Source organism: Thiomicrospira pelophila DSM 1534 (assembly GCF_000711195.1).
Taxonomy (GTDB): Bacteria; Pseudomonadota; Gammaproteobacteria; order Thiomicrospirales; family Thiomicrospiraceae; genus Thiomicrospira; species Thiomicrospira pelophila.
In genome coordinates, this window is sequence record NZ_JOMR01000001.1 from 1,576,267 (window position 1) to 1,600,257 (window position 23,991).

22 protein-coding genes are annotated in these 23,991 nt (G+C 44.7%); 13 read left to right on the top strand and 9 right to left on the bottom strand.

From position 1 onward, the window contains the following. The first annotated feature begins 41 nt into the window (after positions 1 to 41). From thiE to N746_RS0107630, 11 genes are all read left to right on the top strand, one after another. Positions 42 to 662 (top strand): thiamine phosphate synthase, encoded by a 621-nt coding sequence (thiE, locus tag N746_RS0107580; protein ID WP_029935413.1) that lies wholly within the window; start codon positions 42 to 44, stop codon positions 660 to 662. A gap of 157 nt (positions 663 to 819) precedes the next feature. Continuing rightward, positions 820 to 2,100, top strand: coding sequence for a glutamate-1-semialdehyde 2,1-aminomutase (gene hemL / locus N746_RS0107585; protein ID WP_029935414.1), 1,281 nt, complete (start codon positions 820 to 822; stop codon positions 2,098 to 2,100). Between the two features lie 188 nt (positions 2,101 to 2,288). After that, positions 2,289 to 2,777: a GlcG/HbpS family heme-binding protein gene (locus tag N746_RS0107590; protein WP_029935416.1), complete on the top strand. Its 489-nt coding sequence runs from the start codon at positions 2,289 to 2,291 to the stop codon at positions 2,775 to 2,777. Between the two features lie 181 nt (positions 2,778 to 2,958). Then, the gene (msrA, locus tag N746_RS0107595) at positions 2,959 to 4,191 is read left to right on the top strand and encodes a peptide-methionine (S)-S-oxide reductase MsrA (protein WP_038126114.1); all 1,233 of its coding nucleotides are present in this window, start codon (positions 2,959 to 2,961) and stop codon (positions 4,189 to 4,191) included. Positions 4,192 to 4,202: 11 nt separating this feature from the next. After that, the gene (locus tag N746_RS0107600; protein ID WP_051678579.1) at positions 4,203 to 5,513 is read left to right on the top strand and encodes a TlpA disulfide reductase family protein; all 1,311 of its coding nucleotides are present in this window, start codon (positions 4,203 to 4,205) and stop codon (positions 5,511 to 5,513) included. Between the two features lie 12 nt (positions 5,514 to 5,525). Next, positions 5,526 to 6,146 carry a LysE family translocator gene (locus tag N746_RS0107605; RefSeq protein WP_029935423.1) on the top strand — a complete coding sequence of 207 codons (621 nt, stop codon included), beginning with the start codon at positions 5,526 to 5,528 and terminating at the stop codon, positions 6,144 to 6,146. Between the two features lie 156 nt (positions 6,147 to 6,302). Further along, positions 6,303 to 6,620, top strand: coding sequence for a hypothetical protein (locus N746_RS0107610; protein ID WP_156018300.1), 318 nt, complete (start codon positions 6,303 to 6,305; stop codon positions 6,618 to 6,620). 77 nt (positions 6,621 to 6,697) lie between these two features. Beyond that, on the top strand, positions 6,698 to 8,110 hold the full coding sequence (locus N746_RS0107615) for a protein adenylyltransferase SelO (protein WP_029935427.1): 1,413 nt from the start codon (positions 6,698 to 6,700) through the stop codon (positions 8,108 to 8,110). Positions 8,111 to 8,485: 375 nt separating this feature from the next. Beyond that, on the top strand, positions 8,486 to 9,316 hold the full coding sequence (locus N746_RS0107620; RefSeq protein WP_029935428.1) for a hypothetical protein: 831 nt from the start codon (positions 8,486 to 8,488) through the stop codon (positions 9,314 to 9,316). Next, positions 9,313 to 10,152 carry a hypothetical protein gene (locus tag N746_RS0107625; protein ID WP_029935429.1) on the top strand — a complete coding sequence of 280 codons (840 nt, stop codon included), beginning with the start codon at positions 9,313 to 9,315 and terminating at the stop codon, positions 10,150 to 10,152. The genes N746_RS0107620 and N746_RS0107625 overlap by 4 nt, the downstream gene beginning before the upstream one ends. 113 nt (positions 10,153 to 10,265) lie before the next feature. Next, a complete protein-coding gene (locus N746_RS0107630) occupies positions 10,266 to 11,072 on the top strand; it encodes a hypothetical protein (RefSeq protein WP_156018302.1) in 807 nt (268 codons plus the stop codon). Between the two features lie 67 nt (positions 11,073 to 11,139). On the opposite strand, the gene mpl is transcribed toward N746_RS0107630, so the two are convergent. Both mpl and N746_RS0107640 read right to left on the bottom strand, forming a co-directional pair. Next, positions 11,140 to 12,510, bottom strand: a complete 1,371-nt coding sequence (mpl, locus tag N746_RS0107635) for a UDP-N-acetylmuramate:L-alanyl-gamma-D-glutamyl-meso-diaminopimelate ligase (RefSeq protein ID WP_029935432.1) — start codon at positions 12,508 to 12,510, stop codon at positions 11,140 to 11,142. A gap of 166 nt (positions 12,511 to 12,676) precedes the next feature. Continuing rightward, the gene (locus N746_RS0107640; RefSeq protein ID WP_029935435.1) at positions 12,677 to 13,495 is read right to left on the bottom strand and encodes a DUF2189 domain-containing protein; all 819 of its coding nucleotides are present in this window, start codon (positions 13,493 to 13,495) and stop codon (positions 12,677 to 12,679) included. 274 nt (positions 13,496 to 13,769) lie between these two features. On the opposite strand from N746_RS0107640, the gene rnd reads away from it, so the two are divergent. Continuing rightward, complete coding sequence (rnd, locus tag N746_RS0107645; protein WP_051678580.1) at positions 13,770 to 14,915, top strand: ribonuclease D; 1,146 nt, start codon at positions 13,770 to 13,772, stop codon at positions 14,913 to 14,915. Positions 14,916 to 14,988: 73 nt separating this feature from the next. Beyond that, a complete protein-coding gene (locus N746_RS0107650) occupies positions 14,989 to 16,257 on the top strand; it encodes a 6-phosphofructokinase (RefSeq protein ID WP_029935439.1) in 1,269 nt (422 codons plus the stop codon). Positions 16,258 to 16,341: 84 nt separating this feature from the next. On the opposite strand, the gene N746_RS0107655 is transcribed toward N746_RS0107650, so the two are convergent. The 7 genes from N746_RS0107655 to pal form a co-directional block, all read right to left on the bottom strand. Beyond that, positions 16,342 to 16,674: a hypothetical protein gene (locus N746_RS0107655; RefSeq protein ID WP_029935440.1), complete on the bottom strand. Its 333-nt coding sequence runs from the start codon at positions 16,672 to 16,674 to the stop codon at positions 16,342 to 16,344. Positions 16,675 to 16,696: 22 nt separating this feature from the next. Next, entirely contained in the window at positions 16,697 to 17,596 is a 900-nt protein-coding gene (locus N746_RS10700; RefSeq protein WP_245603347.1) for an LPP20 family lipoprotein, read from the bottom strand. A 13-nt stretch (positions 17,597 to 17,609) separates the two neighbouring features. Continuing rightward, complete coding sequence (locus N746_RS0107665; RefSeq protein ID WP_029935445.1) at positions 17,610 to 17,930, bottom strand: hypothetical protein; 321 nt, start codon at positions 17,928 to 17,930, stop codon at positions 17,610 to 17,612. An 11-nt stretch (positions 17,931 to 17,941) separates the two neighbouring features. After that, positions 17,942 to 19,090, bottom strand: coding sequence for a hypothetical protein (locus N746_RS0107670; RefSeq protein ID WP_029935447.1), 1,149 nt, complete (start codon positions 19,088 to 19,090; stop codon positions 17,942 to 17,944). Positions 19,091 to 19,146: 56 nt separating this feature from the next. Beyond that, positions 19,147 to 20,577: a type 1 periplasmic-binding domain-containing protein gene (locus N746_RS0107675; RefSeq protein ID WP_029935448.1), complete on the bottom strand. Its 1,431-nt coding sequence runs from the start codon at positions 20,575 to 20,577 to the stop codon at positions 19,147 to 19,149. After that, a complete protein-coding gene (gene pepN / locus N746_RS0107680; protein ID WP_029935450.1) occupies positions 20,540 to 23,194 on the bottom strand; it encodes an aminopeptidase N in 2,655 nt (884 codons plus the stop codon). Before pepN ends, N746_RS0107675 begins: the two co-directional genes overlap by 38 nt. A gap of 103 nt (positions 23,195 to 23,297) precedes the next feature. Then, on the bottom strand, positions 23,298 to 23,855 hold the full coding sequence (gene pal / locus N746_RS0107685; RefSeq protein ID WP_029935452.1) for a peptidoglycan-associated lipoprotein Pal: 558 nt from the start codon (positions 23,853 to 23,855) through the stop codon (positions 23,298 to 23,300). Positions 23,856 to 23,991: the final 136 nt, after the last annotated feature.

Sequence of the window (23,991 nt, forward strand, 5' to 3'; positions counted from 1 at the left end):
CCAGTCTTGGGCTGTTTCAATTTTCTACCTACTTTTTAATCATGCCTATTCAGGGTTTATATGCAATTACCGACCCAGCCCTATCACCAGGCCTGGTGGTTATTGAGCACGTACGTCAAGCGCTCGAAGGCGGCGCTCGTATAGTCCAATATCGTGATAAAAGCTCTGACTTTGACCAACAGTTAGAAACCGCTCGCCAACTTAAAACCCTGTGCGAGCACTACCAGGCCTGGTTGATTATTAATGACTCGATTGAACTAACAAAACAAAGTCAAGCGCACGGAATTCATATTGGACAAAACGATGCCGCCTTAAACGAAGCGCGTGCTCAACTTGGTCACAAGGCCATTATTGGTGTCTCCTGCTATAACGATTTGGATCGTGCTCATCAAATGCAAAAACTGGGCGCGGACTATGTCGCCTTTGGCCGTTTTTTTAACTCAAAAACCAAACCCCATGCCCCGCCCGCCGATTTGGACACATTAACTCAGGCTCGTGCGCAGCTTCATATTCCAATTGTGGCGATTGGCGGTGTCACCGCCCAGAATGCACCGCCGTTAATTCAAAGTGGTGCACACAGTGTCGCGATTATTCAAGGATTGTTTGCGCAAGCCAATATCCGCCAAGCGGCGACTGACATCGCAAGCCTATTCAATGTATAATTTCGGTTTTAAAATAGAGTTCACGACGATACGAAGATTATGGAATTAGCGGAAATAACCTTCCCCTCTAATCGGAATTTTTACTCCCATCTTCGAACGAAATACAACCCACTTCGTATCTCTGTGTATTTGTGGATAAACAACAAAAAGGATGCTTATGTCTCGCTCTCATGATTTATTTATCGCCGCTCAAAAACACATTCCAGGTGGTGTGAATTCACCCGTTCGAGCTTTTAAAGGCGTAGGCGGCGATCCGGTCTTTTTTAAATCGGCCAAAGGCGCGTACTTAACCGACGAAGACGACAAGCAATATATTGATTATGTAGGTTCATGGGGCCCAGCGATTTTAGGCCACGCCCACCCAGAAGTGATTCAAGCCGTGCAAAAACAAGCCGAACACGGTTTAAGCTTTGGTGCACCAACCGTGCTTGAAACCACCATGGCTGATTTAGTTTGCGAACTCATCCCCTCGTTTGATATGGTGCGCATGGTCAGCTCCGGCACCGAAGCCACCATGACCGCTATACGATTAGCACGCGGCTATACCGGACGCGATAAAATCGTTAAGTTTGAAGGCTGCTACCACGGACATTCGGACTCTTTATTAGTAAAGGCTGGCTCTGGCGCTTTAACTTTAGGTGTCCCGTCTTCGCCTGGTGTGCCTGCGGCGTTAGCGTCTGAAACCCTCACCCTGACCCATAATGATTCGGACGAAGTTCGCAAAGTTTTCTCAGAAATTGGCGACCAAATCGCCTGCATTATCGTTGAACCGGTTGCGGGTAATATGAACTGCATTCCACCAGAGCCTGGGTTTTTAGAAACCTTGCGTGAAGTGTGTGACCAATCGGGCGCAGTCCTGATTTTTGACGAAGTGATGTGTGGTTTCCGAGTAGGCTTAGACGGCGCGCAAGGTCGTTATAACGTCATTCCGGATCTAACCACCTTTGGCAAAGTGATCGGCGGCGGTATGCCGGTGGGCGCATTTGGTGGTAAAAAAGAAATCATGAGTCATATCGCACCATTAGGCCCGGTGTACCAAGCCGGAACCTTGTCAGGCAATCCAATTGCGATGGCGGCAGGTTTAACCACCTTACACCTATTGCGCGCCCCAGGTTTCTTTGAAAACTTAGAAGCTAAAACCACGCGTTTAGTGAATGGCTTACAAGCCGTAGCAGATGAAGCCGGTGTTCCGTTTACCACTAACCAAGTCGGCGCGATGTTTGGCTTTTTCTTCTCAGAAGACAAAAACATTACTCGCTTCGCCGAAGTCGCCAAATGCGACATGGAACGTTTCCGTAAGTTCTATCATGGCATGTTAAACGAAGGTGTTTATTTAGCTCCATCGGCCTTCGAAGCCGGTTTTGTATCCAGCGCGCATACCGATGCGGATATTGATAAAACGATCGAAGCCGCGCGCATTGTGATGAAAACTCTGTAATTTCGCGTTATTACGCCTTTCAATCTATTTGAAAGGCGTCCTTCCTTTCTGCCAGGCCTGGTACTTTTCACAAATATAGTGAACTTTAATCCTAAGTCATTGCCTTTTAAGTGATCCACTTATAGTCTTAACTCACTCAATGATTTGGTTGAATCCAAACCCGTTTCCCAAACAACTAGGATGTAGACATGAAAAAAACATGGCTATTAACTCTGATCGCCTTGACGAGCTGGCCCGCTTTCGCAGGTGATTTAGTCCGCGAATCCAGCATTGGCATGGAGCTCGCCCGTGATCTAGCGACCGAAGCCGTACTGGCGTGTCGAGAAAATGGCTATTCAGTCAGTGCCGTGGTGGTTGATCGTCATGGCAATCAACGCGTGGCTTTACGTGACGATGTGGCCTCCAAATTCACCCTGCAAATCGCTGAAGAAAAAGCCAATGCGGCGTTAATGTCAGGCATTAATTCTGGCACGTTCAGAGAACAACGCGCCGATATTCGGCCAGAAATGAATCATGTAAACGGCATTTTAATGATGGTAGGTGGCGTGCCAATTACAGTAGGCGGTAGTCGAGTCGGCGCGATTGGTGTCAGTGGTGCACCAGGTGGGGAGCGTGACGAAGCTTGTGTTATGACCGCCCTAGATAAGCTGGCCGACCGCATCGCTTTCGCTGAATAGCCATTTGGAAGTTCAAATTCTATAAAAGGTTTATGGCTAGTTTTGCAGGCTTAAAAGCCGTATACTTGACTTAATTACTAGGATATTTAATATGCACTTTTCCCTCTCAGCAACTCGCTGGTTAACTTACGGTTTATTAGTCGGCAGTTTATGGCTGAGCGGCTGCACCCAGGAGCAATCTATGACACCGACACAAGCATCGAACCCTAACTTAGAATCCATTGTGCTTGGCATGGGTTGTTTCTGGGGCGCCGAGCGTCGTATGGGCGAGTTAGAGGGTGTGGTCAATGTTGAAAGCGGCTATGCCAACGGTGATATTGAAGCCAATTACGAAGCCATTTTGCAGCACGAACGTGCCTTGCAACGTGGCATGAACGCGAATTTACGCAATCACGCCGAAGTGGTAAAAGTTTTTTTTGACCCTAACCAAGTTAGTCTCGAGCAAGTGTTGATTCAGTTTTGGGAAAACCATAATCCAACTCAAGGCGATCGACAAGGTAACGATGTGGGCTCCAACTACCGCAGCGCTATTTACTTTAGTAACGATCAACAACGCCAACTAGCGGAAGCCACACGTAACGAATATCAAAAAGCTTTGAGCCAAGCCGGTTTAGGCCAGATCACAACCGAAATCGCCCCGCTGCAAAACTATAGTTCGGCTGAAGATTATCACCAAGATTATCTGCAAAAGAATCCAAATGGTTACTGCGGCCTGGGTGGCACCAATGTCCCCTATCCCAGTGCAGAAAGCCAAACAAAACCGCAAGCCTCTGTCACCCCCTTGTCGAGCGAGGACTTAAATCAAGCACAACAACTAATCGTGTTTGAAGCCAAAGATTGTGGATTCTGCGATTTATTTAAAGCCGAAGTTCTACAAAACTGGCAAGCTGATGTCGCAGTCACCACCAGCTTATCGTCTGAAGCGCCTAAAGGTTGGCAACTCAGCAAACCTTTATTTGCGACACCAACCATCGTCTTATTCAAAAAAGGTCAAGAAGTCTCACGTTACACCGGTTATAACGGCGATAAACAGCGGTTTTGGCAATGGCTCGGTTTTGAGCTTCTGACACCAGAACAACAACGCATCGCCTTTGAACAAGGTACAGAACGTCCTTTTACTGGCTCGCATTTAGATGAAAAACGTCCGGGCGTCTTTGTCGATCCCATTACCGGCGCCCCACTGTTCCGTACCGATACTAAATTTGAAAGCGGATCGGGTTGGCCCAGCTTTTTTAACCCAGTTGAAGGCGCACTCACGTATCACGAAGATCGCGCCCACGGCATGACTCGTGTCGAAGTGCGTAGTGCAAGCTCAGGCATTCATTTAGGCCATGTGTTTGATGATGGCCCTCCGCCAACCTACAAACGTTACTGCATTAATGGCAACGTGCTAAAGTTTGTTGCGGACGAATAAGAAAACCAAACATGACCCATAAAACTACTCGACACACTAAAACAAACCTTAACAACCTATCCAGACCTTCATACCAGGCCTGGTGGTTCAAATTTAGTTTTCTACTTGCTTTATGGGGCATTTTTTATACGGCGCACGCACAAACCCTAGATTTAAGCGATACACAAATCACGCTACAGGTCACACAAGCCGACCAGCCGGTCGCACGCGTGTTGTGGTTGCCATCGGAATACGGAATTTTGCCGCAAGAAAAGCGACTCGCCCAATCCCTCGCCAAATATGGTCTTGAATCTTGGCATGTGGATTTATATGAAGCCTTGTTTTTATCACCCACCCCGAGCGCGGTGGATGCCGTGCCAACTGAATGGTTAACCGAACTCCTAGTCAAAGCACGTCAAGATGGTTTACCCTTGTATATTGTCGCAACGAACAAAGCCGCTCAATTAGCGGCGCGTGGCTTAGTATCTTTTCAGCAAACACCGCAAGACCAAATCGGATTAATTCTAATCAACCCGAACCTGTACACCCAAACACCCGCTCCCGGCGAACCCCCACAATATTGGCCCGCCAGCCAAAACCTCAATCTGCCGAGCTTTGTGTTACAAGCCGAACTTTCGCCCTGGCGCTGGCAACTGCCCGAGTTGAAAACACAATTATCACAATCCGGTAGCCCAGTATTTATCCAATTACTCCCCCAAGTGCGAGACCGTTTTTATTTTCGTCCAGATGCCTTAGCCATCGAAAAGAATTACAGCGACGGCTTTGCAGATCAACTACTCCAAGCTATGAGATTGCTGACACCTTACATGACTCAAGCTCGCCAAAGCCCCGCGCTTAAAACCAAACAAAATGCCGCCGTTACGACACCATCAACCGAAAAAGATACGTTGCAGACATACTCAGGCCAACAAAATCGACCGCTTAGCCTGCCAAAACTCGCTGGAGGTTCAGTATCTTTAGCCGACCTTAAAGGACAAGTCGTGCTACTGAACTTCTGGGCTAGCTGGTGCCCGCCTTGTTTGCACGAAATGCCCTCAATGACACGCCTAAAAACTCAATTTAAAGAACAGAATTTTGAAATACTCGCCGTAAACCTAGCCGAACAAGCTAAAGATTTTGAACCTTTTTTAAAAGCCAATCCGGTTAACTTTCCGGTATTACTCGACCCACAAGGTCAGGCAATTAAAGATTGGCGCATCATGGCTTACCCCACCACCTACCTAATTGATAAACAAGGCCAAATTCGCTACGCCCTATTCGGCGGAACCGAATGGGATCAGCCACATCATATAGAACGCATCCAACAACTACTCAATGAATAAACCCGACAGATTATGTCAATCACCAGTTTAATCAGCTTAATAGTCGCATTAATGGTTATTGCCGCCAGCCCGGGCCCTGGTGTTTTAATGACCATTACACGCAGTTTGCAAAATGGTTTTCGCGCAGGCGCTTGGGTCGTCGCCGGCATAGTATTAATGGATGTATTGGTTTTAATTTTAACCCTAAGTGGTTTAAGTTTGATCGCGCAGTGGTCACAACCAGGCCTGGTGTTTTTACAATTTTTGGGCGCGCTGTTCCTGATTTGGCTCAGTTGGCAAAGCTGGCATCGCCCAATAATCTTCAAACGCACCGATACCCCACTACCTCAGCACGATTTTTTAGCCGGAATCATTGTCAGCCTAACCAACCCTGTATTTTTTTATCTCGCGTTTTTACCGGCCTTTATAGATGTGTCGGACTTAAACTTCTTAGACAGCCTGCTACTTATTGCCCTTATAGGCGTTTCTTTAAGCTTGGTTTTATTAAGTTACGCATTTGTCGCGGCGCACTTACATACGCAATTACTCAACCATCACAAACAGATCTGGATGAACCGTTTAAGCGCCTTTATTTTTCTAGCGCTCGCTATTTGGCTAGCCTTATCTAGCTTTACAGCACTTCAAGCAAACTAAGTTTCCATAACTTGCGTCTAATCAAATACATTGCTTGATCTTCAAGTTTCCAGCCCTTAAAATTACAATTAATCAAACAAGTCTATTTAGGCCTTTTGGAGAAACCATAATATGCCCGCACAGCGCAGCTCTGAGTTTTCAGCCATTAGCGGCCTCATGAAGAAAAGTGATGCCGAAATTGCCAATGAAATGGCTAAAGTAAAAGATTTTAAACGCCTAGCAAATCAGCTATCCCTTTACGATGACCGAGTCATCAGCCGAATCGTAAATGGTTTGCCGCCAGAAAACAGAATGCTGGTCAGAAAAATGACCAACGAACTTCGAGATATGCACCAATGGAGCCATAAAGGTTCGCCAAACGGACAAGTTTATGGCCGCTATATTTACCAATCTACACACGTTAATATCAAACGTATCCTACCCAGTTTAATTTTAGCGCTGATTTTATTGTCCATGTCGGGTTACATGGTCTAAACGCGATTGCATATCGCAATAAAACCCTCTAAGCTATAACCAAGCTTTTTACTCAGTTATTAACTTGGTTGTTTTTTATGCCCTTTACCCAAACCTATCTCGAAATCCCGGCCGACTTTTACACCCAATTGTCACCAGAACCCTTGGTACAAGCCCACTTGGTTGCCCTAAACCGCGATTTAATTCAGCAGCAACACGTTGATCTATCTGAGCAAACTATTTTAGATATCGCCGCTGGCAAGGTAGTTGAGGGCATGTCGCCCTTAGCGCAAAAATACACCGGCCACCAATTTGGTTATTACAATCCAGACTTAGGTGATGGACGCGGGATTTTGCTTGGCCAATGGCAAACACCACAAGGCGAACACTTTGATTGGCATTTAAAAGGCGCTGGGCGTACACCCTACTCTCGCCGAGGCGATGGCCGAGCGGTGCTACGCTCCGTGATTCGTGAATACTTAGCCTCTGAAGCGTTACATGCGTTAAGTGTACCCACAACACGTGCGTTAGCAATTGCCAGCGGCGATGAACAAGTTTGGCGCGAAAGCTTAGAACCGCGCGCCAACTTGATTCGAGTTACACCCACTCATATCCGCTTTGGCCATTTTGAATGGGCCGCCAGCCAAAGCCCACAACACAGCCAAACCCTAGCCGACTATGTAATCAAACACCATTACCCAGAATGTGCATCCGAACCCAAGCCTTACGAAAGCCTGCTTAAATTGATCCTACAACGCACAGCGCGCACGATTGCCCACTGGCAAGCCGTCGGATTTAATCATGGCGTGATGAATACCGATAACATGTCGATCCTAGGTGAAACTTTCGACTTTGGTCCCTATGCCTTTTTTGATGACTGCCAGATCGATTATATCTGCAACCACACCGACACCGGCGGACGTTACGCCTATAACGAACAACCCAACGTTGGCTTGTGGAATGGCCAAGTATTAGCGCAAGCGTTTGAGCCACTCATCGAATCCGCCGAAAAGCGTCAGGACAGCCTTAACGATTATGTAGAAGCCTACAACCAAAATTATGTGGACTTAATGCGCGCCAAATTAGGCTTAACCAATCCACAACCTAAAGACAAACTTTTAATCGCCGACCTATTAATTTGCCTAGACAAACATCGGGTGGATTATCACGTCTTTATGCGCAGCCTAGCCGACTTAAACAACCCGCATCCAGTTTGGCCACAAACCGACGACTACCAGGCCTGGTTGCTCGCCTATAAACAAAGGCTCGAACAAGAAACACTGACAGAAGCACAAAGAAGCGAGTTAATTCTAAACACCAACCCAGCCTTAGTGCTGCGCAACTACATCGCACAACACATCATCGAACAAGCCGAAAAAGGCGACCGCGACATTGTCGACCAATGGCGCCAATGGCTAGCCTCCCCCTTTATAGAAAACCCAGAATGGCAACAATGGACTCAACCACCCCACAGCCACCTAAAAGGCCACCAACTCAGCTGCTCATCTTAACTATTTACGCACCACGCTTGGTGACCTTCCAACCAAGGTTAAAATCAATCATCGCCATTAAAACCAAACACCGTAAATTTCAAACCTCGCCCAAATAATTCCATTTAATCAAATAAATACCCAGGTCTAAATTACTTAATTTATTTAATTAGTACTGAAACGTAAAGACGTTCTATATAAGAATTGATATGCGTTATTTAAATACCACAATATCACCATATAAAAACAAAAATTACTTACATTTTAAGTGCAGCCAAGGTATAAAGAATACATAACGCTCACAGACAAGCATGAAACAATTCTACAAAGGCAAGCTATACTCTCAGCCACCAGGCCTGGTGGCTGAGTTGATGAGACAACAGAAAAGGACAAACGATGATAAAGCGGTTTTTATTTTTAATATGGCTCTTCGGCCTTTCAGCCTGTAGCGGCGACTTTGCTTATGGTCCCAGCGCACCTAAAGACGAACAAGTCAAGCATTGGGGTGCCGTGGGTAATAATCAACCTATCCGCGTTGGACCAAGCAGAAAATTCCTTCTCAAAAGTGATGTCAACAAGTTCTTTATACAACCAGGCCGTGATAAATATCAAACCGTAGATGACTACATAGACTGCGACCTTAAAGCCAATAATCCGGCATTAAGCATTCCTTATCAAAGACATATCTGCATGCTTAATAAAGGTTACGATTTCGCTGAATCGATGACAGAATTAAGTGGAAGGCATGAGGGATATTGTGGTTTTGAAAATTTCCGTTCTAAAAACCTAGCGTTTTGTCGTTCGACTTCACATTATCAAGCACGCCTAAAGGCTAACCTAGAAGCAAAGGATAACCCTTTACCAGACATACAAATCTGGTCTTCTCGACACCATTCATACCAGAAAAAAGTAATAGAAAATATTGAGTGCTCCGAGATTGCAGGTATGAAAGCTAGCCACTGGTCCTACTATCCGTATCATTCGACCTGGGCCGAATGTATGACAGAACACGGTTATGAATTTGTTGATGATGTCGAAGACTATAAAAAATACGTTGGATTCTGCGGCTGGAAACCCTACTTTCTTAAGCACACGGAGTTTTGTCTCGCCAGCCAAGATAGTATTTACTATGAAAGAAATATGAGCCTCTTCAAAGACTACTACGAACTGCACGGCCTACCCAACCCAAACGACACCACCAGGCCTGGTGATAAGGATAAACAATGAAAGCGTTACACCTATTGATTTTAGCTATCGCTCTGATCGGATTAACCGCTTGCGGAGATTACGCCTACGGCCCCGGTGCACCCGAAAGTGAACAAATAAAGCAATGGGGTGGCGTCGGTAAAAACCAACCTGTTGCTGTCGGCCCCAGCAGAAAAGTCATATTAGAGTCCAAAATTGGCGAAATCTATACGAAACCCGGCTACAGTAAGATTCAATCAGTTGATGACTATATAGATTGTGGCAATCAAGCATACTCATCACTTACAAATCCTGCTTTAGCCTGGCCATACAAAGTTGATGTATGCATGCTTAATAAAGGATACGATTTCGCTGAGTCAATGACTGGACTTGATGCGAGCTATAATGGATTTTGCGGTCATGAACGTTTCCGCGCTAAAAACCTAGCGTTTTGTCGCTCGACATCCGACTACCAAGCAAAACTAGATAGGTTTCTGACTACAAAAGATACACCAGAGCCATTTGTGCAAATCTGGTCTTCTCAAAACCATTCATACCGTCAAAAAGTAATAGATGCCATCGACTGTGACGAAATAGCAGCCGGTACAGCAACACACTGGTCTTATTATCCATTTGATCAGACCACAGCAGAATGCATGACGCAACGTGGCTACGAGTTTGTCGACAATGTTAAAAGTTATAAACACTATGCCGGATTCTGCGGCTGGAAACCCTACTTTCTTAACCACACGGAGTTTTGCCTCACCAACCAAGACAGTATTTACTATGAAAGAAATATGAGCCTCTTCAAAGACTACTACGAACTCCACGGCCTACCCAACCCAAACGACACCACCAGGCCTGGTGACACTATGTAATCATTTATTATGCTTTATTCAAATACTAGAAAGGAGAAGTACCGTATAAGTATTTATAGCCAGTTAAAAACTTTTAATTAAAAATTTATTTATAAACTTACCAGGGGTATATTGTGAGATATTTATTTTATGTAGTTATAGCTTCAGTTTTCTCTCTGCAGGGATGTACGTTACTTCCCAAGCATGAAATCAAAAACGATGCTCGAATTGGTTTTATATCTGCGGGCATGGAGGATGTGCTGTTTTTTAAAAAAAATATAGCATCAAAAGACATTAATGAATTAGCTAATATTGAGCAATTAAATTTAAATCGTATTTATGAGGATGCCGTTGTATCAAAATTATCTAATGATTTTGAGGCCGTAAGGATTTCACCTTATGCCGATGGAATGGAGTTTGGTGATCCGAAAATATTGAAATTCAGGAGAGACTATTATTATCGTTCCGGTTATAACGGTGACGTAAATTTTATGCGTTATTTAAACCGAAATAATGATGAAAGTTCACCTCATACACTAATTGCAACAAGTCACATACCTAATCTTAAAAAATTAATTACTGATCATAATTTAGATTATCTGATGATCAGCCAAGTGTCATTAAAAACTGAAAATTATGAACTATTTACACCACCAATAATGCTTAGATCCTCGACTTTTAAAAAAGATAACGGAACGGTAAGCGTTGTTTTTTCACATGATTTTACAATATATAAACTTGAAGAAAATAAGTTAGTATCTTTTCTACTTCATCGAGTTCACTCCTCAAAACAATTTAAGAAAAGTGTTTTTTGGTCAGATCAAACGGTACTAAGCTTATCCCAAGCTGAACAGCAGTTATTACTTGAAACAGTAAAGGGAATGATGGATGAACACGCAGATAGTGCTTTAAATACGTTAATATCTTTAACTATAAAATAACAATTATTTTAATATGCAATCTAAGTACGCCCCATATAAAGAAAGGACGTGCTTAGATTTCAATCACTTATTCCTTTCTCTGAACTAACCGACCCAACAGCTTCTGATGTAGCCCGCCAAAACTGCCGTTTGACATAATAACGACTTGGTCGCCGGGTTGAAGGTCTTTGGCTAGGGTGTCGAGCAAGGCATCGTAGCTGTTTTCGACTGTTACGGGTTGGCTAAAGGCGTCGACCGGTAGCGGCCAGTTCCAGGCCGGGTCAATAAACGCATACACCGCGTCGGCATCTATAAAGGCTTGTGGCAAGGTGTCTTTATGCACGCCAAGTCGCATGGTATTGGAGCGCGGTTCAAATACCGCGATTAAACGACCAGGCCTGGTGCTTTGGTTCATTTGTTTTCTTAGGCCTTGCAGGGTTAAGCGTATTGCGGTGGGATGGTGTGCAAAGTCGTCATAAATGGTGATGCCGTTGGCTTCGCCGACTTTACTCATGCGGCGTTGCACGCCTTTGAATTGGCATAACCCTTCAATTGTTTCTAACACGGGCACGCCCGCATGAACAGAGGCGGCGATGGCGCTTAAGGCGTTTTGCACATTGTGCAACCCAGTCATGCTCCAATGCACTTGGCCGACTAATTTGCCTTGAAAAAACACGCTAAAGGCGGAGCCGTCTTCTTGCAATAAACCCGCTTGCCAGTCGCCCTGCTCTAAACCCAGACTTTGCGTAGGTGTCCAGCAACCCTGCTCCAGTACGTCAGTTAAGTTTGTCTCATCGGCGGGATAAATGATTAGTCCATTGCCGGGTACGGTGCGCACTAAATGGTGGAATTGGGTTTGAATCGCTTTTAAATCGGCAAAGATATCCGCATGGTCAAATTCGAGGTTGTTCATCACCAAGGTGCGCGGATGGTAATGCACAAACTTGGAGCGTTTGTCGAAAAACGCGGTGTCGTATTCATCGGCTTCGACTACAAAAAACGGGCTTTCGCCTAATCGAGCGGATACGCCAAAATTTTGCGGCACACCACCGATTAAAAACCCGGGGTTTAAACCGGCGTATTCCAGAATCCAGGCTACCATCGAGCTGGTGGTGGTTTTACCGTGGGTACCGGCAATTGCGATTACCCAACGGTCGTGCAATACGTTTTCCGCCAGCCATTGCGGGCCGGATGTGTAGACCTGTTGGGCGTTTAGGGTGGCTTCGACCGCTGCGTTCCCTCGGCTTAGGGCGTTGCCAATCACCACTTGATCGGGCGGACTTTGTAGGAAACTCACATCGTCCTCGGCCATGACTTCGATACCGGCTTGCTCAAGCTGTGTGCTCATGGGCGGATAAATAGCTTTGTCCGACCCACTAACTTGATGGCCTTTTGCTTTGGCGAGTTGTGCGATGCCGCCCATAAAGGTGCCCGCAATACCGAGTATGTGAAGTTGCACGATGAGTCTCCTAACAATATTTTGCGCCTATTATAGCAAGGCCTTTTGCTAGCGGGTTGGCTTCGTGCCTAATGGCTTAAAACAAGGCATTAACGGGTCAGGCTTCACGCATAAAAAAACCCGCCATTAAAGACGGGTTTATCCTGAGTTTAAACGAGCCGATTAATTAAGCTGGCTCATCAATTTCGACTAGGTCATTAAAGGCGTGCCAGCTGGCATAACCAAGCAACGGCATCACAATCAACATACCTAAACCTAGTGACAAAATGCCTACGCTAAGCATAAAGCCAATCACGAGTGCCCAAGCAGCCATCACCAGTTTGTTTTCCATCACAATTTTGTAGCTTAAAATCATCGCGGACACGGCACCCATATTTTTATCACGCAATAATATTGGAATGGTGACCACACTGATGGCAAACACAAAGGCGGATAAAACTAGGCCGATACCGGCAAAAATGGTTAAGAAGGTCAAACCGGCATCCGAGGTTAAGAAGCCCATGATGCCCATATTTGGGTTAATGATTAACAATGAACTGGACCCCACAACGACTGCCGCTAACAAAGGCGTAAAGGTTGCCCACATTGCGGTGATGACCCCTAAAGTGGCCGCAAAGAAGCCGATGTCGGAGACATTGTCTTTCCAAGCCACCATTGACGAACCTAAGGATGGTTTTTTTCCTTGCTCTAGTTTGTGCGCTGTGTAATAAAGGCCTGTCGCCATAAACGGCGATAATAAAATAAAGATCGTTGCAACGGTAAACATATGAATAGGTTGACGCTGAAAAGCAAAGAAGACTAACACTACTGATAAAGCCATCACCAAACCATAGAAAAGTGAAATGCCCGGCGCGTGCGCCATATCATGCCAACCGTTTTTAAGCCAACGTCCAATATCGGATAATTTAGCATCGCGTGAAATGATGTGCTCGCCCGATTCGGTATAGTGGTCGTGCACCTGTGTTGATACTGCTTGATTAGACATGATGTCCTCCTTGCTTTGACTGGGTCAAAGGTTAAGCGTTATATATCAAACTAAAACCTAAGTTTTATCACTAACAGATAAACCTTATCAGAACCCTATTAGACAAGATAATAGAATTTTTTTAAAGCATTATTGCTTTGATTTATAAAGAAATAATTGTGCACGTTAAGCACAATTTCGCAGAAAATAAATTAGCTGTATTTTTGCACATAGACCGTCACATCTAAACCAATTAGAACTTGCCGCTAGCCTGAGCTAAGGCTACACTTGACGCATGAATCATCAAACCATTATCAGCCACAACGCCCTAGACGAATTTTGCAAACATTTAAGCCACCAGACCTGGTTTGCGATTGATACCGAATTTGTGCGTCAAGATACTTATTATGCCGAGTTAAGCTTAATTCAAATTTTTTCTGAGCAAGGCGACCTAGCTTTAATTGACCCATTAGCGCTAAAAGACATGGCCCCTCTTTGGACATTACTGGCGAACCCAGCGGTCACCAAGGTCTTCCATTCTGCACGCCAAGACATTGAAATCTTGTTTCAAGTAGGCGGCTTAATGCCGCAAAATGTTTTTGACACGCAAATCGCCGGGGTTTTTTTGGGTTATGGCGATATGGCAGGCTTTGCTCGTGTGATTGAAAATGAGTTAAAGGTGTCTTTAGATAAAGATCAAACCCGCACCAACTGGCATCAACGACCACTTACGGATAAACAAGTTCAATACGCGCTGGACGATGTGCGTTATTTAGCGCCGCTGTATCAAGCTATGCAACAGCAATTAACCACCGAGCAAAAACAGGCGCTAAACTGGGATTTTGAGCAATTATTGAATGTCTCACTCTACCAAATCGACCCTGACCAGGCCTGGTTAAAGTTAAAAGGCACCCAAAATTTCAGCCCCAAACAATTGGGCATTACGAAAGCCCTGGCCGCTTGGCGCGAACAGACCGCGATACAACTTAACCAGCCTCGTAAATGGATCATTAACGATGATGTCATTCTTAGTTTGGCCAAGCGCCCAGTGCGTGCGCTGGAGGGATTATATAAAGTTCCGGACCTGAATGCCGGCCAAGTTCGACAGTTTGGCGAAGCCATTCTGCAACAGTTGGATTGGGCATTTAAACACGAAAAAGCTTGGCCGAATAAGCCACTTAAACCCGAGCCAGCGCAACCTCAAGAAGACACACAAGTTCAGCTGGCCATGAGTTATGCGAATCAGGTCGCGCTAAATACCGGAGTTAATTTGAACAACTTAACTCAGCGTCGCGATATCCTTTGCTTGTTACGTAAACAGCCCAGTATGCTTGATCAGGGTTGGCGTGCGCTTCTACTCGGTGAACCACTTAAACAACTATTCAACCACCAGGCCTGCTTGTGTGTAGAGGCCGGTCAGATTAAATTGCTGGGCATTTAACCGCATCCTAATGCATGGGCTCAAGCTGAATGCTTTATAATGTCCCACAAAAATTTAGGACGAAGGATTTGGCATGACCAGCCCTGCAAAAAATGTACTTTACGCCCAAGCCGGCGGCGTCTCCGCTGTGATTAATGCCAGCGCCGCTGGTGTCATTGAAACCGCAAAACAACACCCAGAAAAATTTGGTAAAGTTTATGCGGCAATCAACGGTATCAAAGGCGTGTTAGAAGAAGAATTGATCGACTTGGATCAGCTTGGCCACGCTGACCTAGAACGCTTAAAAACCCAACCGGGTGCGGCCTTTAAATCTTGCCGTTTTGATCTTGAGTCCGAACAGGAACGTCCCGATCAATATGAGCGCGTACTCGATATTTTTATGACCTATGAAATCGGTTACTTTTTTTATAACGGCGGCAATGGCTCGATGCTCACCGCCCAAAAAGTAGCGGATTATTGCCGTCGACATGGCCATCCGGTGATTTGCATCGGCGTCGCTAAAACCATTGATAATGATATTGCATTATCCCATTGCAGCCCCGGGTTTGGCAGTGCGGCTAAATATCTCGCCACCAGCTTTTTAGAGGCGGTGTTGGACATTCATTCCATGCACCAAACCTCCACCCAGTTTTTTGTTATGGAAACCATGGGGCGCAATGTGGGTTGGCTCTCGCTCGCACCAGGCCTGGTGCAAGAGGTAATAGACGATTTGCCCATCATTATTTTGCCTGCCGAACGCCCCTTCAAGCAAAAAGCTTTTTTGGATGAAGTAAAACGCCTTATCGAATGTCACGGTTATTGTGTTTGTTCGGTATCAGAAGGTATCAGAAATGAAGATGGTAGCTTTATTTCGGTGGAAGGCGAAGAACACGCCCATGGTCAAACCTATACCCAGCTGGGTGGGGTGAGTGAAAAAATTGGTCATTTGGTCGCCCAACATTTAGGCGTCAAAACTCACAGCGCTAATCCAGATTATTTACAACGCTCCGCGAGCCATTTAGTTTCCCTAACCGATTGGAAAATGGCCTACCAGGCTGGATCGGAAGCCGTTCAGTCCGCTTTGCGTGGTGAACATGGGACGTTACCGGTGATTGAAGTAACTTCCAACACACCGTTTAAATGGCGCTTTAAAAGCGTCGATTTACAAGCGGTTGCCGAACTAGAAAAGTCTGTACCCGATGAATTTATACGTGAGGATGGTATGGGGATTACTCAAGCAGCACTAGATTATTTACGCCCTCTTATTCAAGGAGAACACTCGGTTGCTTTTAAAAACGGCTTGCCGGATGTTGCGCCAATCAAATTGACGGCGGTTAATAAACAACGGCCTAATTTCAACTAATTTAAGATTCAGATTAAATTTATACCAATAAAAAAGCCAGCAATATGCTGGCTTTTTTATTAATAACAGACGTTAAATTAACTACTAAGGAAATGAATAACGTGTATCGGTGAATCGACCATTGTTAGCTTCGGCACGTTTAAGCGCGTTAGCTGAATTCGATTCTATATCCGAACCCTGTTTCAACTTGAGAGAAACCTCATCCACTCGAACCGTTAAAGCTTCAATCGCATGGCTGTTGCGTTTAACTTGCTCGACTTGGTTGTTCTGCTGGGCACGTTCTTGATTGACTTGGCGCTCAAATTGAGACACTTTGTTTTCAAGTACTCTTACTCGAGTTGAAATACTGGACGCCTGCACTGTTTGCCAGGCCAGCGCGCCCACCATTACACTTACCGTCAGACCTTTTATTAACATGCCACACACTCCCTATCGGATTCTAGCGATAGTTTGCTGCCTCGTAACAATTAAATCCAAGTGTACAAGTTTCCAATGGTTCTAACACAACATCTTGCTGGTTACCGCTGTAAACAAATACATCTTCAAAAAAGCGACGGTCAACAAACACTTCAAGTACTGTTTCGTAGTTATTATCCGACATTGGCGTGATACTTACAATACGTGCACCCTTAACAACCGCATTTACACGAGCACGGAAGCTGTCACTTTGAGCGGTCATAGTCGCCACCGAGGTGTTACTGTCAATTTTAATGCCGTATAACTGCTCCGCTAGCGAACGGTAAGCATCTAATTTAGAAGCACGGATAGCCATTAAACGTTTTTGCCCATCGGTAAAACCTTCATAGGTGCTTTGTGCGCCATAACCAACACCCGTAATTTTAATGCGCTCTTGACGAGGACGCTGTTTAACAATAACCGGGGCTGGGCTTGCTTGCTGTACCTGTTTCTGCATCTCTTGCTGCTGGAGTAATTGCTGTACCTGTTGCTGTAACTGCTCCATCTGCTGCTCTTGTTGCGGGTTTTGTTGTGGTTGTGGAGCCGGTTTCTGAACGGCTACTTCCACTTGTTTAACCTCAGTTGGCTGCTGCTGCACAACCGGCATTGGCTGCTGCGCTACAGGCTGAGCCGCTGGCGCAGGTGTACTAACGCTAGCTTCTTCGATACGGGGTCTGTTTGGTAGCAAATATCCCTTCTCAGCTTGATTCAAATTATGACTTTCTGGACGAAGTGCGTAATCCACCTTCGTGACAGGCTTGTTACCTTGATAGGTGGTACTTGAATAACTTACCACTTCCTGAGGTTGAGGCTGAGTGGTTTCGCAACCAGATAACACTAATACACTGGCTAATCCCACACCAATTAACATCTGCTTTTTCATGACTTTACTCCATTCATTCACTTAGTAAATAGGGTTTAGAATAGTAACGCTCGCGTACTTGAACCTCAGGTCCATCATAACGACAAAGCGTTGGGTTGTTCTTACAACGTAGTTGTTCCATGCTATAGGATCGGCCAACTAAATAACGTGGTTTACGTTCGGTTGTTTGATTGTAGTAATCTGGCACACTCACTTGTGCGGGATAAAGCCATTCGCACTCATCCAACCAACAACCAACTCCAGCTACCGCAGCTGTTTGTGGACCACTTAAGCCCGCACACCCGTTTAGACCTAAAATTAGGGTTGATGCAAAAAGTATCCAAACTCTTTTCATACAAAACCTGCTTAAGGGTAGCTGTTCATATTGCCAGTATCGTAACCTAAGCCCCCGTCTGGCGCTTGATAACGATAACCATCTGGCTGTTGTCTGGTAGTCGGTTGCTTAGCCTGTTCTTTTTCAGCCTCTTCTGCTTTAGCGGCTTCTTGTTCAGCAGCTTTAGCTTTTAGTTCTTGCTCTAGCATATTTTTCTCGACCAATTTAATGGTCTCGACAATTGAGCTGTACTGCTGTTGAAGGCTTTTAACTCGGTTGTTAATTTCAACCACTCGTCGTTGAGCGACCGAAACGTTGCGATTTACCGCATCCAACTTTTCTTCAAACTTACTCATATCTAGCTGAGGTAAAGCTGCTGGCTGAACTTCTGTTGTATTCACAACGGGAGCGGTTGTGTTCGATGGTGTGCTGCCATTTTTAGTTTGAGCGTCATTTTGTTGAGTCGCTGATAAATTTTCCGGCAGGCCTGGTACAACAGCTGAAATTGGTTGTTTACCTTGCGACAAGGCCACAATATCACCGTTAGCCTGTTCAATTTGAAAACTCAATGCGTCGAGCTTGCGATTCAAATCACGCAATATAGTTTCGTTTGCTTGTGAAGCAACTCGGCCAATTTCGGACTCACCTCTAATTTCTTCAATCATTTTTACTGTATCGCTATCGCCACCATTAGTACTCAATGCTCCCCAGGTTGCAATTCCTATACCAATTAGCGCCAATACGATTAGCGTTGATCCAAATCCAATAATCATGCTCTTAATTGAGTCCATTTCTGCCACCGTTAATTCATTGCCATTATTCTTATTTGCTCGTCTTGCTAAGAAGTCATCTTCTTCCGCTTCAAAATCACGTCTGGGTTTATAGCCTTCGGCATCCCCCGTTCTAATTGCGGGGTCTGGTCGAGTCAACTCTGGCTCCGCAGGCCTTTCATCCAACGGCGCTTCGAACATGCGTTCTAACTCGTCATCTTCTTCCTGAGAGTTCTCAAGCGCCCCCTGCTCGGGTGCCACTTGATCAGAGTCTTCCGACAAAGCCGCTAACAAGTCATCTTCATCGCGTGCTTGTTCATTCGCACCGCGCTGTTCAAACTCAGCTTCGTCCAGCAATGAATCAATGCTGTCAAGATCGTTGGGGTCTATTGTTTTGTCTGGTTCAGCCACAGACGCCACTCCTAAATTCATTATTGCGTTAACAGCTAACCGTCATTTAAGACAAATTAACGCGGGGGCTTTAAACGCTCTAAAGAAATACGCTTCATACGCCCATTATTCAGTTCAAAAAGTTCGGGGAGCAAATAATATTCACCATCCGACTTTACTTCTATACGCCCTATCTGAGAGTTGATCACATAAGGCTTGGGTTGCTCTGAACGACGTATCATTTCAACCGCTACTTCAGCTAAAGCACTAAACAGACCAATATTTATATTTTCTTGATTTTTTTTGTTCGACAAGGCTTGCTCATACACAAAATAGCGCGGCAGTAACACATAGGTTTTTTGCCATGAACCCAGTGACAAATTAAATGTTTTCGTGTCCGGCAACTGGGTTGGCACCCATATAATTGGATAATTAAAGCCGTAATATCCCATCAATGGGGCCAACTGTATCGCAGGTTGATGCGGTACCGCTGCAATCAATAATGACTTATCTTGACGAACATATTGATTCGATTCAATTGAGCGATCAATGGTTCGTTTCAACCAGTTTACTCGTGCGCTAGACTGCTCAGCACCCACCAACTTCGCCAAGGATTTATCCACCCCGTTTTTTAGCAACTCTGGCTCTATTACCGTTGCCGCCTCAGAACGTAATGGAAATTCAAACCCCTTCGAATCGGCTTGATTAAATTGTTCTTCAACTGCGGCAATAAGTGGATCGGAAACCGGTGAACTATCAACTAGCCAGGCTACATACTGAGGTTTCACTTGACTGAGTAACGGTTGTAATGCAGCTGCATTAGCTTTTGCAGAGGATGCCAAGGAAACAACGTGTGCATATTTTTGTTGAATCGAGGTAAAGAGTAAGGTCGGCTTGTTAATATTATTTTGCAAAAACGGCTCGGCTTTATGTGGCTCCAATGGCCCCACAATAAGGTCAGGATTAAACAAATTCACCAAACGAGCTAACTCTGCCATATCGGTATAAAGTTCCGTATCAATTACATAGACTTTTTTATTGGCAAAAGCTTGTTGAATCGGCGCCAAAATGGCTTGTCCGGCCTCCGCATACGGTCCAGATAAAGGCAATAACACCACAATATTTTGAGCATCGGCGGCACTCGTGAATTCAATGCTCGGTTGAGAAGAATTGGTATCAATAAGTTGCATTTGTTGTTGCAAATAATCAAACCGACTCACAAATTTTTCAGGCGTCTGCTGAGACTCCAGTTGTTGCATATGTTGCACAAAAGCAATCAACTCATTATTGCGAAGCGCAATTTCCGCCTTAAGTAATAAAATCTCATAATCAATCAAGCGAATACGCGTATCTTGCAACTGCTGAGCATTAGTTACCCCAGTTTCGGCAAGACTTGCCGAAACTGGGGTAACTGAACCGATTATCGTTAAAAGGCTAGCAACGAGGCAAGCTCGCCCCTGATGCCCTACCTTAATCCGCGACGAGTAAGGATTTTTCAACCAACTCATAAACATCCTTTGACTTCGCTTGTTGCGATATTCTTTTTAACTGGGCCAGCATGAGCTGCTGACGCTGATCGTCATATCGAGACCAGTGCGTTAAGGGGGTTAATATTCTGGCGGCGACTTGAGGATTCGTCTCATCCAAATGCAGGATTTGATCAGCTAACCATTCGTAGCCTTGACCCGATATTTGATGAAAGGCGCGAAGATTTTGACGCGCAAACACACCCACCACACTTCTAACGCGGTTCGGTGTGCGATATGAAAACTTAGGATGTTTTATCAAGTCTTTCACCTGCTCCAACGCATTCGAACGATCTGCAGAGGCTTTTAACGCGAACCATTTATCTAATACTAGGGGTTCATCCTGCCAACGTTTATAAAAATCATCCATACAAGCTTGTGCTTGATCGGCTTCTGAATGAGATAAGGTTTCCAGCGCTACTAATACATCTGTCATATTTGCTTGCGCTTGATACTGCGCGATGGCTAACGGCAATACTTGCGGCGATTTTGAAGCCATCAAATACTGTAAGCAACGATTTTTCATCATTCGTTGTGCAATATCTTCTTTATTATAAGAATAGGGTTTAACCTTGTTTAAAGCTTGATAGGCGGTCTCTAACTCTGAATAATATAAATGCCCTAAAGCTTGTTTCATTTGTTGATGCGCCGTCAATAATGCTTCAATATCAACTTGTTCATATTGCTCAATCATGTAACTCATGTCAGGCAAATTGAGCGCATAAGCCTGCAAAGCCAAATCTTTAGCGAGGCCTTTGTTGACCTCATTCAATAAACGCAAAAATACCCGTGCATAAGACTCACCTAACTGGTAAGACTCACCCTTTTGTAAACGCTTCACGTTATGCATCAAATCTGCTACGGCCAATCTTTGCGCTGACTCCCAGCGGTTAAAGCTATCCGTATCATGTTGCGCTAGAAATTCAAGTTCGTCCAAACGGTAGTCATACTGCAGCTTTACTGGCGCTGAAAATTCTCTTAAAAGCGAGGGAACTGGGGGCTTTTCAATACCAATAAACTCAAAGCTTTGTTGAAGCTGGGTAAGTTGCAGAACGGCACTATCCGCCTCAATTCGAATCGTGTCAGCACAATTTTGTGCCGGATATAAAGCAAGCGGCTCACCCAAGTCTGATAATAGTCCTACCTTAATGGGTATTAATTGAGGTTTAGCATCCACCAGGCCTGGTATCGACTGCTGGCAATGAATTTGATAACGTTTATTGACTGCATCATAATGAGTATCTATCTTTAGAATCGGTGTACCTGACTGAACATACCAATTATGCATTTGTGCCAAATCTACCTGATTAGCATCCGCCATTGCTTGACGGAAATCTTGTACCGTAACAGCTTGTCCGTCATGACGCTCAAAATACAAGTCCATGCCTTTTCTAAAGCCGTCTCGACCCAGCAGAGTTTGGTAAAGACGTACCACTTCTGCGCCTTTTTCATAGACGGTCATCGTATAAAAATTGTTCATTTCAATGTAAGACTGAGGCTGAATCGGATGCGAAGTGGGACCGGAATCTTCAGGGAACTGTACACTGCGTAAACGCTTTATATCTTCAATGCGTTTAACAGCGGGTGACAAACGGTCGGCCGTAAACTCTTGATCACGAAATACAGTTAGGCCTTCTTTTAGCGTTAACTGAAACCAGTCTCGACAGGTAATGCGGTTACCTGTCCAATTATGAAAGTATTCATGCGCAATAACGGCTTCAACCCCTTCAAAATCCGTATCGGTCGCGGTTTGTGGGTCGGCCAGTACATATTTGGAGTTAAAAATATTTAGGCCTTTGTTCTCCATCGCCCCCATATTGAAGTCGTCTACTGCCACAATCATATAAATATCTAGATCATATATCCGGCCAAATCGTTCTTCGTCCCACCGCATCGAATGAATCAAAGAATCCATCGCATGACGGCATTTGGATAAGTGACCTGAGTCGGTATAGATACGCAAACAAATATCTCGACCATCTTGAGCTTTATAATGGTCTTCTATATAGGCTAAATTCCCGGCGACCAACGCAAATAGATAGCATGGTTTTTTAAACGGATCGTGCCAGGTCGCAAAATGTCGTCCATTCGGCAGGTCACCCCGTTCAATCAAATTGCCATTTGAAAGTAGCACTGGATTAGTAGACTTATCAGCCACAATGGTGGTGGTATAGATGCTTAAAACATCTGGGCGGTCAAGGAAGTACGTAATACGACGGAAACCCTCTGCTTCACATTGCGTACAGTAGTTTCCACCCGAGCGATATAAACCTTCTAATGCTGTATTTGATTCAGGGTTCACACGCGTAATGATTTCAACTACACATTCCGTTACTTCAATACTTAAGGCTAAGAACTGCTCATCCCGTTGATAATCTGTTTTTGCTAAAACTTGATCATCAATACGCACGGATACTAATTCTAAATTTTCGCCATTCAGCTTTAACAAGTTAGATTTGGGGTGAAGTTTTTCGACAGATAACCGATTTGTTACTAGAGTCGCATTGGGTAAAAGCTCAAAACTTAAATCGACCGTTTTGATCATAAAATCAGCGGGCTGATAGTCTTTTAAATAATTCACGTTCACTTCTGCAACCACATCCGCATCCTTACATCTAAATTTGAATATTTTACATCGACACAAACAAAAAAGCCCTCCCGCAAAGCTGGGAGGGCTTTTTAAATGAAAAGTCTACTATGGATTAGTAAACAAATTCACCGCGACGGTTCTTAGCCCAAGCTTCGTTGTTGCTTGCATCAACAAGTGGACGGTCTTCGCCAAAACTAATTACATCAATACGATCAGCTTCTACACCCTCGGCAATCAATGCGTTCTTGATTGCATTCGCACGACGCTCACCTAAAGCAAGGTTGTATTCGCGTGAACCACGCTCATCACAGTGACCTTCTACTGTAAGCTTAGCTTCTTGGTTAAGCGCCAAGTAATCAGCGTGCATTTTGATCACGTCATGATACTCAGATTTCACTTCTGAACGGTCAAAGTCGAACTGGACGCGCTTGCCTTCTAAAGCAGCATACAAGCCTGCAATCTCTTGTGCTGTTTGAACCGCAGCTGCGTCAGCGGTATCCTCAACTTGACCAACCAAGCTACCTGAGTCGTCCGAACCTGTACTTGTTTGTGAAACAGAATCAGATGTTGATACACCTGCACTTTCGTCAGTTGGCGTAGAACTACAACCAACTAATGCAACACCAAGGGCCCCGACTATAAATAACTGCTTTAAACGTTCTAATGACATACATTTCTCCGTGGGTTTTGAGTTAAAAGAGTATCCAATTGCGTTTGATTATAACAAATTGCCAACATTGCATACACTTTAATAACACCCAAAACAAACAAAAAGTCTATTTTATTTTTAAACAAACTTAACTTTA

What these genes read in the sequence shown, in the direction of transcription:
- N746_RS0107610 (WP_156018300.1), top strand. Translation starts at nt 6,303, where the DNA reads ATGAAGAAAAGTGATGCCGAAATTGCCAATGAAATGGCTAAAGTAAAA.
- N746_RS0107665 (WP_029935445.1), bottom strand. Translation starts at nt 17,930, where the DNA reads ATGAAAAGAGTTTGGATACTTTTTGCATCAACCCTAATTTTAGGTCTA.
- thiE (WP_029935413.1), top strand. Translation starts at nt 42, where the DNA reads ATGCCTATTCAGGGTTTATATGCAATTACCGACCCAGCCCTATCACCA.
- N746_RS0107615 (WP_029935427.1), top strand. Translation starts at nt 6,698, where the DNA reads ATGCCCTTTACCCAAACCTATCTCGAAATCCCGGCCGACTTTTACACC.
- N746_RS0107625 (WP_029935429.1), top strand. Translation starts at nt 9,313, where the DNA reads ATGAAAGCGTTACACCTATTGATTTTAGCTATCGCTCTGATCGGATTA.
- N746_RS0107640 (WP_029935435.1), bottom strand. Translation starts at nt 13,495, where the DNA reads ATGTCTAATCAAGCAGTATCAACACAGGTGCACGACCACTATACCGAA.
- N746_RS0107650 (WP_029935439.1), top strand. Translation starts at nt 14,989, where the DNA reads ATGACCAGCCCTGCAAAAAATGTACTTTACGCCCAAGCCGGCGGCGTC.
- N746_RS0107600 (WP_051678579.1), top strand. Translation starts at nt 4,203, where the DNA reads ATGACCCATAAAACTACTCGACACACTAAAACAAACCTTAACAACCTA.
- N746_RS0107620 (WP_029935428.1), top strand. Translation starts at nt 8,486, where the DNA reads ATGATAAAGCGGTTTTTATTTTTAATATGGCTCTTCGGCCTTTCAGCC.
- rnd (WP_051678580.1), top strand. Translation starts at nt 13,770, where the DNA reads ATGAATCATCAAACCATTATCAGCCACAACGCCCTAGACGAATTTTGC.
- N746_RS0107605 (WP_029935423.1), top strand. Translation starts at nt 5,526, where the DNA reads ATGTCAATCACCAGTTTAATCAGCTTAATAGTCGCATTAATGGTTATT.
- N746_RS0107590 (WP_029935416.1), top strand. Translation starts at nt 2,289, where the DNA reads ATGAAAAAAACATGGCTATTAACTCTGATCGCCTTGACGAGCTGGCCC.
- N746_RS0107655 (WP_029935440.1), bottom strand. Translation starts at nt 16,674, where the DNA reads ATGTTAATAAAAGGTCTGACGGTAAGTGTAATGGTGGGCGCGCTGGCC.
- pal (WP_029935452.1), bottom strand. Translation starts at nt 23,855, where the DNA reads ATGTCATTAGAACGTTTAAAGCAGTTATTTATAGTCGGGGCCCTTGGT.
- hemL (WP_029935414.1), top strand. Translation starts at nt 820, where the DNA reads ATGTCTCGCTCTCATGATTTATTTATCGCCGCTCAAAAACACATTCCA.
- N746_RS10700 (WP_245603347.1), bottom strand. Translation starts at nt 17,596, where the DNA reads ATGAAAAAGCAGATGTTAATTGGTGTGGGATTAGCCAGTGTATTAGTG.
- N746_RS0107675 (WP_029935448.1), bottom strand. Translation starts at nt 20,577, where the DNA reads ATGAGTTGGTTGAAAAATCCTTACTCGTCGCGGATTAAGGTAGGGCAT.
- msrA (WP_038126114.1), top strand. Translation starts at nt 2,959, where the DNA reads ATGACACCGACACAAGCATCGAACCCTAACTTAGAATCCATTGTGCTT.